Here is a 14350-nt window from a genome sequence, read left to right as displayed (position 1 = left end):
CGTGCAGTGACCTTGAGGGGAGACCGATGAGCACCATCGACTCGACCGAGGCGGCCCGGCGGCCCGACCGGCCGCCGGAGGCCGCATCCGCAGCCGGGGCGGGCCTGGGAGAACTGCTGCGCCCGTTCGCCGGGAGCTTCGCGGCCGTCGTCGTCCTCCAGGTGGTCGGCGCCCTGGCGGGCCTGGCCCCCCTGCTGGCCGTCGTCGAAGTGGGACGCAGCCTGCTGGCCCCCGGCCCCGCCGACCACGGCCATGTGTGGACGATGGTGATCCTGGGCGCGGCCGGGTTACTCGTCCGCCTGCTGTTCACGGCGGGCTCGTCGGGCGTCGGCCACATGCTGGACGGCCGTGTGCAGTTGGCGCTGCGCCGCAGGCTCGCCGCCCAGCTGGGGCGGGTCCCCATCGGCTGGTTCTCCCGGCGCAGGACCGGCGAACTCGCCAAGGTGGTGGGCGAGGACGTCCAGGCCGTACACCCCTTCATCGCGCACACGCCGGGCGAGCTGGTGGCCGCGTTCGTGGTGCCGCTGGCCTCCCTCGTCTACCTGTTCACCATCGACTGGCGGCTCACCCTGATCACCCTGATCCCGGTCGTGCTCGCCCTCGCCCTGGTCCCGCTGATGATGACCCCCCAACGCGTGCGCGAGCAGGAGGAGTTCGACGCCGCCATGGGCAAGATCTCCAGCTCCGTGATCGAGTTCGTCCAGGGCATCGCGGTCGTCAAGACCTTCGGCGGCTCCGGCCGCGCCCACCGGACCTTCCGCACCGCGGCGGACGGCTTCGTCGCCACGTTCAACCGCTGGGTGCACGGCATCTCCCGGATCGCCGCCGGGATGCAGCTCGTCCTCTCGCCGCCGTTCGTGCTGCTCGTCGTCCTGACCGGCGGCACCGTCATGATCACCAACGGCTCGCTGGCCCCCGCCGACCTGCTGCCCTTCGTCCTGCTCGGCCTCGGACTGACCGCCCCGGTGGCGGCCCTGGGCCACGGCTTCGACGAGATGCAGACGGCCGGACGCGCCCTCGGCCGCATCCAGGACGTCCTGCGGGTCGAGCCGCTGCCCCAGCCGGAGAACCCCCGCACCCCCCAGGGGCACCGGGTGAGCCTGCGCGACGTCCGGTTCGCCTACGACGAGGACCACGAGGTGCTGCGCGGCATCGACCTGGACCTGGAACCGGGCACCGTCACCGCCCTCGTCGGCCCGTCCGGCAGCGGCAAGTCCACCCTGGTGCAACTGCTGCCGAGGTTCTTCGACCCCACCGCCGGAACCGTCGAGCTCGGCGGCGTCGACCTGCGCGACCTCGCACCCGACGACCTGTACCGCACGGTCTCCTTCGTCTTCCAGGACGTCCGGCTGCTGCGCGCCTCCATCGCCGACAACATCGCGCTCGCCGTCCCGCACGCCGACCTCGAGGACGTGCAACGGGCCGCCGAACAGGCCCACATCCACCGCCGCATCCTCGAACTCCCCCGGGGATACGACACGGTGATCGGCGAGGACGCAGGCCTGTCCGGCGGCGAGGCCCAGCGGATCGCGCTGGCCCGCGCCCTGCTCGCCGACGCCCCCGTCCTCGTCCTCGACGAGGCCACCGCGTTCGCCGACCCGCAGACGGAAGCGGCCGTGCACGGCGCCCTCGCGGCCTTCGCCGGGGACCGTACCGTACTGGTCATCGCCCACCGGCTGGAGACCATCGCCGACGCGGACACCGTCGTGATGCTCGACGGCGGACAGATCGTCGAACGCGGCCGACCGGCCGAACTCCTGGCGGCGAACGGCCGGTTCGCCGCCTTCTGGCAATCCCACAGGGCCGCCGTCGCCGACAACGGTGAGCTGCACGGAGGTGACTCCCGATGATCCGCACACTGCTGCGCGTCCTGGGCGACCAGTACGCCGCACCCCTGCGCCGCACCGTGGCGCTGATGACGGCGACCGCGATCGCCGAAGGCCTGTCCTACGCCCTGATCGTCCCCGTGCTCAGCAACCTGCTGGGGGGCACCCCCCAGGACGCCTGGCCCTGGCTGGGCGGATTCGGCGGCGCGCTCCTCCTCTACGCGGTGCTGCGCTACCTGAGCGACCTCTCCGGCTTCCACGTGGGCTCCGCACTGCTGCGCGGCCTCTACCACCGTCTGGGCGACCACCTCGCCCGGCTGCCGCTGGGCTGGTACGGTCCGCGCCGCATCGGCGAGGTGTCCGTGCTGGCCAGCCGGGGCGTCCTGGACGCCATGAGCGTCATCGCGCACCTGCTGGCCCCGTTCGTCGCGGCGAGCGTGACCCCGCTGACCATCGTCGTGGTCCTGCTCGCCCTCAACTGGCAGATGGGCCTCGCCGCACTGGTCGCCGTACCCGTCGTGGCCGGCATCCAGGTGTGGGCGGGACGCGCGACCGCCGCGGGCGACGAGGAGCGCACGGTGCGCGACGAGGAGGCCACCTCCCGCGTCGTGGAGTTCCTGCAGGCCCAGCCGGTGCTGCGGGCCGGCGGCCGCAGCGGTGAGCGCTTCCGCCTGCTCGACGACTCCCTGCAGGAGGTCCAGCGTTCCTCCCGCCGCGCCACCTTCTCCGCACTGCCCGGCGCGATCGGCCTGGCCCTGACCGTGCAGGCGGTGTTCACCGCCCTGCTCGCCCTCGGCACCTACCTGGCGCTCGGCGGGAACCTGGGCGTGGCCGAGACCCTCACCACCATGGTGCTCGCCGCCCGCTGCGCCGACCCGCTGCTCTCCCTGACCGACATCGGCGGCAAACTCCGCGGCGCCCGCTCGGTCCTGGCGAAGCTGGACACCGTACTGAGCACCGAGCCCCTGCCCGAGCCCGCCGACCCGGTCCACCCCACCGGCCACGCCGTGGACTTCGACGCGGCCGTCTTCCGGCACGGCGAGCGCACCGTCGTCGACGGGGTGTCGCTGAGCGTCCCCCAGGGCACCTCCCTGGCGGTCGTCGGCCCCTCCGGCGCGGGCAAGAGCACACTGCTGCAACTCCTCGCCCGGTTCTACGACGTGGACGCGGGCGCGGTCCGGGTGGGCGGCGCCGACGTCCGCGAGATCGCCTCCGACGTGCTGATGTCGCAGATCTCCATCGTCTTCCAGAACGTCTACCTCTTCGACGGCACCATCGAGGACAACGTCCGGCTCGGCCGCCCCGACGCCACCGACGCCGAGGTGCGCGCGGCCGCGGCCGCCGCCTGCCTCGACGAGGTGATCGAGCGGCTGCCCGACGGCTGGGCCACCCACGTCGGCGAGGGCGGCGCCCTGCTGTCCGGCGGCGAGCGCCAGCGGGTGTCCATCGCCCGCGCCCTGCTCAAGGACGCCCCCATCGTCCTGCTCGACGAGGTGACCTCCGCACTCGACCCGGTGAACGAGGCCGCCGTCCAGGAAGGCGTCGAACGTCTGATGGCGGGCCGCACCGTCGTCATGGTCGCGCACCGGATGCGCACCGTGCGCCGCGCCGACCGCGTCGCCTTCCTCGACGGAGGCCACATCGTGGAGGAGGGCACCCACGACGAACTGCTGCAACGCGGCGGCCGTTACGCCGACTTCTGGAACCTGTCCATGGCACCGGCGGCGGGGGAGTGAGGAGCAGATGACCGTCACCGACCCGCTCCTGCCCACCGCCGTCCGCCGGTTCGCCCCCCGGCCCTACGCCCGCGCCCGCGTCCTGCTCTTCCCGCACGGCGGCGGCAGCGCCAGCTACTACCGGCCGTGGGCCCAGGCCGCGCCCTGGGACGTCGAACTCCTCGCCGTCCAGTACCCGGGACGCGAGGACCGCTACGGCGAACCCGCACCCGCCGACCTCCAGGACCTGGCCGCCCGGACGGCGGACGGTTTGCCGCGCGGCGGGCCGCCGGTGCCCACCCTGCTGTTCGGGCACAGCATGGGCGCCCTGGTCGCCTACGAGGTGGCCAGGCTCCTGGCGCGGGCCGGTGACCCACCCGCCGGGCTGGTCGTCTCGGGGCACCCCGCCCCGCAACTGAACCGGCCCGGCCAGGTCCACCTCGCCGACGACCGGGAACTCGTCCGGGAACTGCGCCGCACCGAGGCCACCCACCAGGACCTGCTGGACGACCCCCTGCTCATCCAGGCCTTCCTGCCGGTGATCCGGGGCGACTACCGGATGAGCGAGACCTACCGGCCCGGCCCCGGCGCACCGCTGCACCTGCCGGTCACCGTCCTGTACGGCGACCGGGACCCCGAGATCGACCCGGCGGAGGCCACCGGCTGGCAGGCGGTCACCGACGCGCCGTGCACCCAGCACGTCTTCGACGGCGGCCACTTCTACCTCGACGAACACCGCCCCGCGGTCGTCGCCCTGCTCGCGCAGCAGGCGCGCACGGCGGCCGCGGCCTCACCGGTGCCCTGGCCGTCCGCACCATGAGGCCCGCCGCACCGGCGGGCCCCACCACATTCGCCACACCACTGAACATCGGGAAGGAAGAGGTCGGGACATGTGCGGAATAGCGGGCGTGGTCTCGTTCGACACGGACCTGAGACACCGTGCCCCAGCACTGGACGCGATGACACAGACGATGGCCTGCCGGGGCCCCGACGCCCGCGGCGTGTACCTGCGCGGCCACGCGGGCCTGGGACACCGGCGGCTGGCCGTCATCGACCTGCCCGGCGGGGCGCAGCCGATGAGCGAGCACACCGGGGCCGGTGAGGTCGCCCTGGTGTACTCGGGGGAGGCGTACAACTTCCAGGAGCTGCGCACCCGCCTGGTACGCCTGGGCCACACCTTCCGCACCGACAGCGACACCGAGGTGGTGCTCCGCGGCTACCTGGAGTGGGGCGAGAGCGTCGTCGACCACCTCGACGGGATGTACGCCTTCGCGATCTGGGACGAGCGGGACCAGAAGCTCCTGCTGGTGCGCGACCGGATGGGCGTCAAGCCGCTCTACTACTACCCGACGCGCGACGGCGTGCTGTTCGGCTCCGAGCCCAAGGCCATCCTGGCCCACCCGGACGTCCCCAAGGCGGTCGACACCGACGGCCTGCGCGAGCTGTTCGCGCAGACCAAGGCCCCCCGCTGGGCGCTGTGGAAGGGCATGCGCGAGATGCTGCCCGGCACCCTGATCACCGTCGACCGCAGCGGCCTGCGCGAGCGCACGTACTGGCGGCTGCGCGCCCTGGAGCACACCGACAGCCAGGAAGAGACCGTCGAGCGGGTACGGGACATGCTCACCGGCGTCGTGGACCGGCAGCTGATCTCCGACGTGCCGCAGTGCGTCCTGCTCTCCGGCGGTCTCGACTCCAGCGCCATCACCGGGCTGGCCGCGCAGAGCCTGGCCCGGCGCGGCGAACAGGTGCGGACCTTCTCGGTCGACTTCACCGGCCAGGAGGAGAACTTCGTCCCGGACGTGATGCGCGACACCCCCGACTCGCCCTTCGTCCGCGACGTCGTGGCACACGTCGGCTCCGCCCACCACGACGTGATGCTCGACGCCGCCGACATCGCCGACCCGGCGGTGCGCCGCGCCGCCGTGGGCGCCCGCGACATCCCGATCGGGTTCGGCGACCTCGACAACTCGCTCTACCTGCTGTTCAAGGCGGTCCGGGAGCACTCCACGGTGGCGTTGTCGGGGGAGTCGGCCGACGAGGTGTTCGCCGGGTACCCGTGGTTCCACAGCGAGGCGGCCCTGAACTCCGGCACCTTCCCGTGGATGACGGTCATCCCGCCGCTGGGCCTGGCCGCACGCACCGACCACGTCGAACCGGGCCTGCGCAAGGCCCTCGACGTGGGGACCTACACCGCCGACCAGTACGCCACGGCGCTGGCCGAGGTGGAACACCTGGACGGCGAGTCCGCGCAGGAACGCCGCATGCGCACCACCAGCCACCTGCATCTCACCCGCTTCGTGCGTACCCTCCTCGACCGCAAGGACCGGCTGTCCATGGCCGTCGGCCTGGAGGTGCGGGTGCCGTTCTGCAACCACGAACTGGTCGAGTACGTCTACAACACCCCCTGGTCGATGAAGACCTACGACGGGCGGGAGAAGAGCCTCCTGCGCGGGGCGGCCGCCCCGGTGCTGCCGCGCTCGGTGGTGGAGCGGGTCAAGAGCCCCTACCCCTCCCCGCAGCAGGCGTCCTACGCCGCCACCCTGCAGCAGCAGCTCAAGGAACTGGTCGCCGAGCCGGACGCCCCGGTCTTCGCCCTGGCCGACCGCGACTGGGCGCAGCAGGCCGTGGCCCAGGACCCGGCCCGGATGACGATCGCGGTGCGGGCCGGGGTGGAGCGCGTACTCGATCTGCACACCTGGCTGGAGCTGCACAACCCGCAGCTCCTGCTGGACTGAGCTGCCGGCGGGACCCCCCCCGCCCGCCGCGCATGACGATGCCCCGCTCGATGAGCGGGGCATCGTCATGCGCGGAGCGGCCGGTCAGTACCGGGGGTCCGCCTTCATCAGCCCCAGGGCGATCAGCCCGCGGGACACCGTGCTGACCGCGGCGATGGCCAGGGCCTGCGGAAGGCTGAACGCGTTCGGCACGCCCAGGACGGTCCTGCGCGCCGTCGCGGGATCGCGGTGCGGCCCGAACAGCCGGTAGATGTGGGGCATCTGGGAGCCGCACCACAGCTTGTACGCCAGCCGGGGGCTGCGCAGCAGGGCGGGCCGCCAGGGCGAGCAGCCGATCACCCGGGAGAAGTCGATCATGTAGTGGTTGTAGTGGACGAGCGTGCGCAGACGGGGGTTGCCGTGGAAGACCTCGTTCTCGTACGAGGCCTGACGCTCGATCAGGGCCTGCAACTTGGCCCCGTCCGGCAGGTGCAGCTTGCCGCTGCACAGCAGGGCGAAGTACCGGGCCTGCATCTCGGAGCAGGCGGGCACCCCGCCGGCGGCGGGCCGGGCCCAGCCGACGAGCACGACCTCGGTGCCGAGCCGGGGGTGGATCATGTGCTTGTACAGGCCGCGTACGTCGGCGATGTCCTGGTCCTTGAGCAGGCCGAAGTCCTCGACGTACCCCGTGTTCAGCATGATCGTGTCGATCTTCTCCCGGCGGCCGTCCTTGAACTGGACGTAGTCCTCGCCCAGGCGCTCGATGCCCGAGGCGTTGACCGTGAGGGAGCCGTCGACGACCCGGTGCAGGAAGGACTCGTTCTTCGTCAGGAAGTGGTGGAAGAAGTGCTTGTTGCGGGCGTTCCAGGCACCCACGGCGCGGGCGGTCGCCGTCCTGCCGTGCTTGCTGGTGCGGATCATCCCGGCCCGCATGAAGGCGCCCGCGGCCGCCAGCGGCACCGAGTGCAGCAGATGCGAGGTGAAGGCGTCGTTGGTGTGCTCGCCGCCTCCGGGGTAGCGCTCCACCACCGACTGGTGACGGCGTACGGACAGCACGCAGGACTGTGCCGTCTGCGCGATCTCGTTGACGACGTCGGCGGCCGTCTCGCCGATGCCCACGCACAGCACCCGCTTGCCGCGGAACGGGCGGTTGTTGCGGTAGTGGGCGGAGTGCACGATCTCGCCGGTGAACTCCGACTCGCCGGGTATCTCGATCCGGTGGGGGACCCGGTGGGTGCCGGTGGAGATCACCACGGCGTCGAAGTGGTGCGCGGTGCGCGCCGCCGGGTCGTCCACCGGGGCCACCTCGACGGTGCAGCCGCCGCCCTCGGCGCGGGCCACGCTCAGCACGTCGGTCCGGCACACCACAAAGGCCGCGAGGCCGAACGCGTCGGCGAAGTCGTGCAGGTACTGCCGGTACTCGGCGGCGGACCAGAACCGGCGCTCCTGGCCCCGGGGCGGCGGGAAGCTGGAGAACGTCATCATGTAGTTGGAGATCGTGAGCATCGTGGAGTCGTAGGCGCCCGCCTCGTCCTCGCCCAGCTCGGCGCGGAACACGCCGCCGATCTCGGCGGCGTGCTCGTAACAGGTGACGTCGTGGCCCTCGTCGCGGAGTTCCTTGACGGTGACCAGGCCGGAGGGGCCGGCGCCGATGACGCAGATGTTCTTCTTCATGTGTCGGTGGCCTTTCAGCGCGGGGCGAAGTGGACCGGCAGACTCTCGTAGCCGGTGAGGAAGGTGGAGTAGAGCGGGCGCGGGGTCCCGCGCAGCTCCATGCGGTCCACCTGTACGACCAGGGCGGCCAGCAGCGCCTTGAGTTCGGCGCGGCCGAGGTGGGCGCCCAGGCAGTAGTGCGGGCCGTGGCCGAACGCCAGGTGCTTGTTGGGCGAGCGGGCGAGGGTCAGCTGCCGGGGCCGGTCGAAGACGGTCTCGTCGTTGTTGGCGGAGATGTTCCACAGCGTGACGATGTCGTGCTGCCGGATGCGGTGCCCGTACAGTTCGAGGTCCTGGACGGCGGTGCGCGCCAGGTGCATGCCCGGAGTCGCCCAGCGGACGAGTTCCTCTACCGCCGCGTCCAGGGAGACCTCGCCCTGGCGCAGGGCGTGCCACTGGCCGGGGTGCTCGATCAGCGCGAGCACGGCGCAGATCGCCGTGAGCCGGGAGGTCTCGTCGCCGCCGAGGATGAGGCTGTAGCAGTTCACGGCGAGCTCGTCGAGCTCCAGCGGACGCCCGTCGAGCTCGGCGGTCGCCAGCATGCTGATGACGTCGTCGCCGGGGTGCCTGCGCCGGTGGTCGGCCAGCTCCATGAAGTACAGCAGGATCTCGTTGCGGGCGCTCAGCGCGTCCAGGGCGGTGCCGTGGGCGTCGTGGGACGACAGCGCCTGCTTGTTCCAGTCGAGCAGCGCGGCACGGTCGGCCCGCGGCACCGACAACAGGTCGCAGATGGTGTTCATCGGGATCCGGTCGGCGACCTCGGTGGCGAAGTCGACCTCGTCGCAACCGGTCGCGGCACGGACCAGTTCGTCGGTACGGTCCTGGACCTGCTGCACCACGGAGCCGAGGACGCGGGGCGTGAAGGCGCGGAACATCAGGTTGCGCAGCGCCCGGTGGCGCGGGCCGTCGGTGACCGCGAGCATGCTGCCGCCCGCGGAGTCGTCGCCGCGCAGCACCACGTCGAGGACGTTGCCGCGGGTCGAGCCGAGTTCCGGGGCGCGGTAGAGGGATTGGACGTCGTGGTAGGTCGACACCACCCAGAAACCGGGGTGGTGAGCGGTGGGTTCGTGCCAGTGGACGGGGCTTTGGGCGCGGACCTCGCGCCAGAACGCGTGGAGGTCGTGGTCGACGAACGTGGCCGGGTCGGTGAGGTCCAGGGACCGCACCGTCGGAGCGGACTGACTCATTGCGGGAGAGTGACAGCTCCCCGGGGGGCCGGGGGTACAACCTTGCGCGTTCCTTTCCGGCGGATCACCGGCGCCCACGCGCGACCCGTCGTCCTCGCGTACGTGTGGTCCGTCGACCTCGCGCACGTGCGGCCCGTGGCCCTCGCACAGGTCCTGCGGGTCGCCCGCCCGTACGTCCTGCGGGTCGTTCCCGCGTACGTCCTTCGGGCCGCCCCCGTGTACGGCGAAAGGGCCACCCGGAAGGGTGGCCCTTTCGCCGTACACGGGAGGAGACGGATCACCCCGCCTCGGGGACCGGTTCGCGACCGGGCGCCTCCTGCTGCCGCGCCGGGGCCGTGACCCCGGTGCGGGGCAGCACGGCAAGTGCGATGAGTACGGCGCCGATCAGCAGCGCGGCGCCGATGGCCATGCCGAGCCCGTACCCGTCGGAGAGGGCGTCCAGGCCGGAGCGGGTGCCGGTGCGGTCGTGGGCGGCGGTGCCCAGGGCGGCCAGGCCGAGCGAGGCGCCGATCTGCCGGGAACTGTTGAGCAGGCCCGAAGCGGTGCCCGTCTCGTGCGACGCGACGCCCACCGTGGCGGTGGAGACGACCGGCGCCAGGCAGAGCCCGAAGCCGATGCTGGTGACCAGGGACGGGCCCAGGACGTCGACGGCGAACGAGCCGTCGGCGCTCACCATGGCGAACCAGGCGAACCCGATCGCGGTCAGGACACCGCCGCCGATCAGCAGCTTCCGCGCCGGGACGGTGTAGCCCAGCTTGATGGCGACCACGGACCCGGCCACCACACCGAGCGCGAAGGGCAGGAACTGGACGCCCGACAGGGCGGGCCCGTGACCGAGCACGCGCTGCAGGTACAGCGAGACGAAGTAGAAGGCCGAGGCCATCGCGGCACCGAGCAGCAGGTTGTACGCGTTGGCTCCCGCGACCGAGCGGTTGGAGAAGAGGCCGAGCCGGATCAGCGGGTCGCGCTTCGTGGTCCGCTCCACCCACAGGAACGCGGCGAGCAGGACGACCGAGGCGGCCAGGGTCGTCAGCGTGGTCGGCGAGGTCCACGCGTACTGGTCGGTGCGTACGACGCCGAAGACGAGCAGGCTCATACCGGCCGTGGCCAGGGCGGCGCCCAGCACGTCCGGGCGGCCCCGGCGCGCCACGGCGTCGTCGCGGGCGATGCCGCGCCAGGCCATGAACAGGGCGGCGGCGGCCATCGGGACGTTGATGAACATCACCCACCGCCAGCCCGCGTACTGCGTGAGCAGACCGCCGATCAGGACGCCCAGCGCGCCGCCCGCGGCGTTCATGGCGCTCCACACCCCGAAGGCCTTGACCCGGGGCTTCCCGCTCGGGAACGCCCGGGTCAGCAGGGCGAGCGCGGCCGGTGCGAGCGCGGCCGCACCGATGCCCTGGACCGCGCGGGCCGCCACCAGTTGGCCGGGGTCCTGGGCGAAGCCGCCGAGCAGGCAGGCCAGGCCGAAGACCGGCAGGCCGAGCAGCAGGATGCGCTTGTGGCCGTAGCGGTCGGCGATCTTCCCGCCGAGCAGCAGCAGGCCGCCGAAGGTGAGGGCGTACGCGTGAATGACCCAGGTCAGGCCGACTTCGCCGAACCCCAGGCCGGAGGCGATCTCGGGCAGTCCGACGTTCACGACCGACAGGTCGAGCGACACCATGAACTGCACGATCGCGACCGCGGCGAGGGTGAGCTCGGGGCGGGCGCCCCCTGCTAAGGCCGTGGCTTTGCTGGTTGTTTCTGTCGTGGTCACCGCAACTCAGTCCCTTGCGAAATCGTCGGTGCAGGGTATTTTCGAACGTGTTCTGAAATTAGCATCGCGAGGAGCGGGGTGTCGAGCGTGGACCACGAAGACGTGCGAACTGCACGACGAGGCATGATGGAACGCGTGTCCCCGACCAAAGCAGCGCACGGCCGTGTCGGCCGTCCCCCCGTCACCTCGCGCGCGCAGATCCTCGCCGCGGCGCGCCGGCTCATCGACGAGGCGGGCTGGGAGAAGCTGACCATCCGGCGACTGGCCGCCGAACTCGGCATCGGCACCACGACCCTGTACCACCACGTACGGGACAAGGGGGACCTGCTCCTGCTGCTGATCCGCGAGTACGCGGACCGCATCCCCCACCCCGAGCTGCCGAGCGACCCGCGCGAGCGCATCGTCGTGGCCGCCACCTCGATCCACGACGCGCTCGCCGCCTGGCCCTGGGCCGCGGAGGTGCTGACCACCGACGGCTTCATCACCCGGCTCAGCCCCTCCGCGCTGCGCCTGGTCGAGACGATCGTGGCCAGTGCCATCGAGGCGGGCCACACCCCCGAGCAGGCGGTCCATCTCTTCCGCACCATCTGGTACTTCACCGTCGGCGAGGTTCTCGTACGGGCCCACTCCGCCGGACAGCGCCCCGCCGCCCAACAGCCCGCCGACACCCAGCACTTCCTCGACGGCATCGACACGGCCGCCCTGCCGCACCTGGCCGCGCTCGGCGACCAGTGGGTGACGCTGTCGTCGCGCGACACCTACGCCCAGGGAGTGCGGGCCCTCGTTGACGGACTGCTCGGCCCGGACGCGCGGCACGCACCGGCCTCCGGCGGCTGACCGCCGGGCTCTTGCCGGTTTCTTTCCTGCGGGCCACCGGGCCGCCCGGGGACCCGCAGGGTGGGGCGAGACCTCTTTCCGACCGCCCGGGAGCCCACGGTGAGCAGCGAACCGGACAGCAGCCACGACGCGATGCGTACCACGGATGCCGCCGTGCCACGGATCGCCGACTGCCCGCTGGCGCGCACCGTCGAGGCCATCGGCCCCTGGTGGACGCTGGAGATCCTGCACGAGGTGCTCGACGGCCACACCCGCTTCTCCGCGATACGCCACCACCTGGAGCTGCCCGCGGACGTGCTGCGCGAGCGGCTCGCCGACCTGGTCACCCGGAATCTGCTCATCCCTGCCGGGCCCACGGACCCGATTACCGGCGCCGAGCCGACGGACCCGGTTAGTGCCGTCGCGGCAACGGACTTGCACGCCGCCGCCGGGCCGACGGGGCTGCTGAGCGCTGCCGGGTCGACGGACTTGCCCGCCGCCGCCGAGCCCACGGAGCCGGTTACCGCCGCCGCGCCGACGGACTTGCACGCCGCTGTCGGGTCGACGGAGCTACTGAGCGCTGCCGGGTCGACGGACCTGCACGCCGCCGCCGAGCCCACGGACCCGGTTACCGCCGCCGCGGCAACGGACTTGTACGCCGCTGTCGGGCCGACGGGGCTGCACGCCGCTGCCGGGCGCACGGCCCCGGTTACTGGCGCCGCGCCGACGGACTTGCACGCCGCCGTCGAGCCGACGGCCTCGCTCACCGCCGCCGGGCCGACGGGCCTGGTCAACTCCGCCGAGCCGGCGAATGACCCCGCCTACCTGCCCACCGCGCGCGGCGCGGCACTGCGGCCGCTCCTGCTGGTCATGGCAGCCTGGGGCAATCATGAACTTGTCCCGCAGGAGCGCAGCCTGATCGTCGTCGAGGCCGCCACGGGCCGCGCGGCGGACCCGGTGGTGGTCGACGGCCGCACCGGCCGCCGCCTGGACACCACGCAGTACGTCTTCGCCCGCGGCCCCCGCGCGAGCGCACCGATCCGGGCCCGCTACCCGCAGTACCCGCAGGCCTGAGCCCGCCCCCCATCCACCACGGCACCGGAGCAGGCCCGCACCCGCCACGCGTGGCTGCGGCGGTCCGCCCGTGCCGCCCCGGCCACGAAGGGCCCCACCACCGTCATGGACGCTCCGGCACACCTGCCCCTGTTCGTACACGTCGCCCTCGCCCTGGCCGCCGCCCTGCTGCTGGCCGGCGCGGGACGGGCGGCCGCCCGGCGCCTGCGCCAGCCCGAGGTGATCGGCGAGGTCACCGCAGGGCTCCTCGTCGGGCCCCTGGTCCTCGCCCTGTCCGACCGCGCCACCTTCGAGGCGCTGCTGCCCGCCGACGTCCTGGACGTCCTGCGCTTCGTCGGCCAGACGGGCCTCGTGCTCTACCTGGTCGGCCTTGCCCACCGGCTGCGGCCCCAGCCGGGCGGAACCCCGCGGCGGCCGCTGACCGCCCTGGTCCTCGGCGCCTTCCTGCTGCCGCTGGGCACGGGACTGCTCCTGGTGGGGATCATCACGGTCACCGGCGACACCCCGGCCCGGGGGGACGTCCCGCTGCCGTCCTTCGTCCTCATGGTCGCCGTCGCCATGTCCATCACCGCCGTGCCCGTGCTCTCCCGCATCCTCGGCGACCGCGGGCTGAGCGACTCGCAGGAGGGCCGCCTCGCGCTGGCCGCGGGCATCGTCATGGACAGCCTCGGCTGGATCATGCTGGCCCTCGCCATCGGTCTGGGCGCCGGAAGCCTGACGGGCCTGTGGCACTCCGGCCTCGCCCTGCTCGCGGGCGGCGGCTGCGCCCTCGCGGTCCGGCTCGCCCTGCGCACCCGCCCCGCACGCGCCCTGTGCCGACGGATGCCCACCGCGACCGGAGTGCTCATCGGCCTCGCGGCCCTGGGCACCGCCCTGCTGACCGAACACCTGGGCATGACCGCCATCGTCGGCGCCGCCCTGGTGGGACTCGCCGTGCCGCACGAGGACCGCGCCCCGTGGAACACCCCGGTGAGCCGGGTGTCCCGGGCCGGACGGGCCATCACCCCGGTCTTCTTCGTGGTGACCGGCGTCCACGTCCTCGTCAAGGCCTTCGCCGCCGCGTCCTGGACCCTGATCGTGGCCACCCTGGTGCTGGGCTGCGTGGGCAAACTCGCCGGCGGCTGGGTGGGCGCCCGGCTCGGCGGACTCGGCCCGCACCCGGCCCGGCGGATCGGGGTGCTGATGAACACCCGGGGACTGACCGAACTGATCGTGCTGGAGGCCGGGCACCGGGCCGGGCTGCTGCCCTCCCCGCTGGTGCTCGCCCTGGTGACGATGGCTCTGGTGACCACCGCCCTGACCGGCCCGCTGCTCACCCTGGTCGACCGCGCCGAACGCCGGACCCGGCCCCGGGCCGCGGCCGCCTTCCCGCGCACCGTGCTGGCGAAGGGCAGCACACCCTGACCCGGACACCGGCCGTGGGGGGGCGGCCGGGGGCGGGGGGGCCCCCGCCCCCCCCCGCGCCCCCCCCCGCCCCCCCCCCCCCCCCGCGCCGGTTGGGCCGACGGGGGGGTTCCGGTCGGGGGCCGGCCCCGGAAATGGTGGGCGC

At 73.0% G+C, this 14350-nt stretch carries 10 protein-coding genes; 7 read left to right on the top strand and 3 right to left on the bottom strand.

Going from position 1 to position 14350, the window contains the following annotated elements:
• Positions 1-26 precede the first annotated feature (26 nt).
• The 4 genes from ACIO3O_RS29335 to asnB all read left to right on the top strand — a co-directional run bounded on the left by ACIO3O_RS29335 (position 27) and on the right by asnB (position 6276).
• On the top strand, positions 27-1850 hold the full coding sequence (locus ACIO3O_RS29335) for an ABC transporter ATP-binding protein (protein WP_401751000.1): 1824 nt from the start codon (positions 27-29) through the stop codon (positions 1848-1850).
• Positions 1847-3562 (top strand): ABC transporter ATP-binding protein, encoded by a 1716-nt coding sequence (locus ACIO3O_RS29330; RefSeq protein WP_401750999.1) that lies wholly within the window; start codon positions 1847-1849, stop codon positions 3560-3562. Before ACIO3O_RS29335 ends, ACIO3O_RS29330 begins: the two co-directional genes overlap by 4 nt.
• Before the next feature lie 7 nt (positions 3563-3569).
• The gene (locus ACIO3O_RS29325) at positions 3570-4361 is read left to right on the top strand and encodes a thioesterase II family protein (protein ID WP_401750997.1); all 792 of its coding nucleotides are present in this window, start codon (positions 3570-3572) and stop codon (positions 4359-4361) included.
• Between the two features lie 70 nt (positions 4362-4431).
• Positions 4432-6276, top strand: coding sequence for an asparagine synthase (glutamine-hydrolyzing) (asnB, locus tag ACIO3O_RS29320; RefSeq protein WP_401750995.1), 1845 nt, complete (start codon positions 4432-4434; stop codon positions 6274-6276).
• An 84-nt stretch (positions 6277-6360) separates the two neighbouring features.
• On the opposite strand, the gene ACIO3O_RS29315 is transcribed toward asnB, so the two are convergent.
• From ACIO3O_RS29315 to ACIO3O_RS29305, 3 genes are all read right to left on the bottom strand, one after another.
• Entirely contained in the window at positions 6361-7929 is a 1569-nt protein-coding gene (locus ACIO3O_RS29315) for a flavin-containing monooxygenase (protein ID WP_401750992.1), read from the bottom strand.
• A 14-nt stretch (positions 7930-7943) separates the two neighbouring features.
• Positions 7944-9155, bottom strand: coding sequence for a cytochrome P450 (locus ACIO3O_RS29310; protein ID WP_401750990.1), 1212 nt, complete (start codon positions 9153-9155; stop codon positions 7944-7946).
• Positions 9156-9432: 277 nt separating this feature from the next.
• Positions 9433-10911 (bottom strand): MFS transporter, encoded by a 1479-nt coding sequence (locus ACIO3O_RS29305; RefSeq protein WP_401750988.1) that lies wholly within the window; start codon positions 10909-10911, stop codon positions 9433-9435.
• Between the two features lie 126 nt (positions 10912-11037).
• On the opposite strand from ACIO3O_RS29305, the gene ACIO3O_RS29300 reads away from it, so the two are divergent.
• From ACIO3O_RS29300 to ACIO3O_RS29290, 3 genes are all read left to right on the top strand, one after another.
• Positions 11038-11748: a TetR/AcrR family transcriptional regulator gene (locus ACIO3O_RS29300; protein WP_401751239.1), complete on the top strand. Its 711-nt coding sequence runs from the start codon at positions 11038-11040 to the stop codon at positions 11746-11748.
• A 99-nt stretch (positions 11749-11847) separates the two neighbouring features.
• Positions 11848-12801: a hypothetical protein gene (locus ACIO3O_RS29295; protein WP_401750985.1), complete on the top strand. Its 954-nt coding sequence runs from the start codon at positions 11848-11850 to the stop codon at positions 12799-12801.
• A 105-nt stretch (positions 12802-12906) separates the two neighbouring features.
• Complete coding sequence (locus ACIO3O_RS29290; protein WP_401750982.1) at positions 12907-14205, top strand: cation:proton antiporter; 1299 nt, start codon at positions 12907-12909, stop codon at positions 14203-14205.
• Positions 14206-14350: the final 145 nt, after the last annotated feature.

The sequence above is a fragment of the Streptomyces sp. NPDC087440 genome (genome assembly GCF_044744005.1).
In the GTDB taxonomy this organism is placed as follows: domain Bacteria; phylum Actinomycetota; class Actinomycetes; order Streptomycetales; family Streptomycetaceae; genus Streptomyces.
Note: the sequence above shows the minus strand (reverse complement) of the source record. Positions and strands in the feature narration are given on the sequence as shown.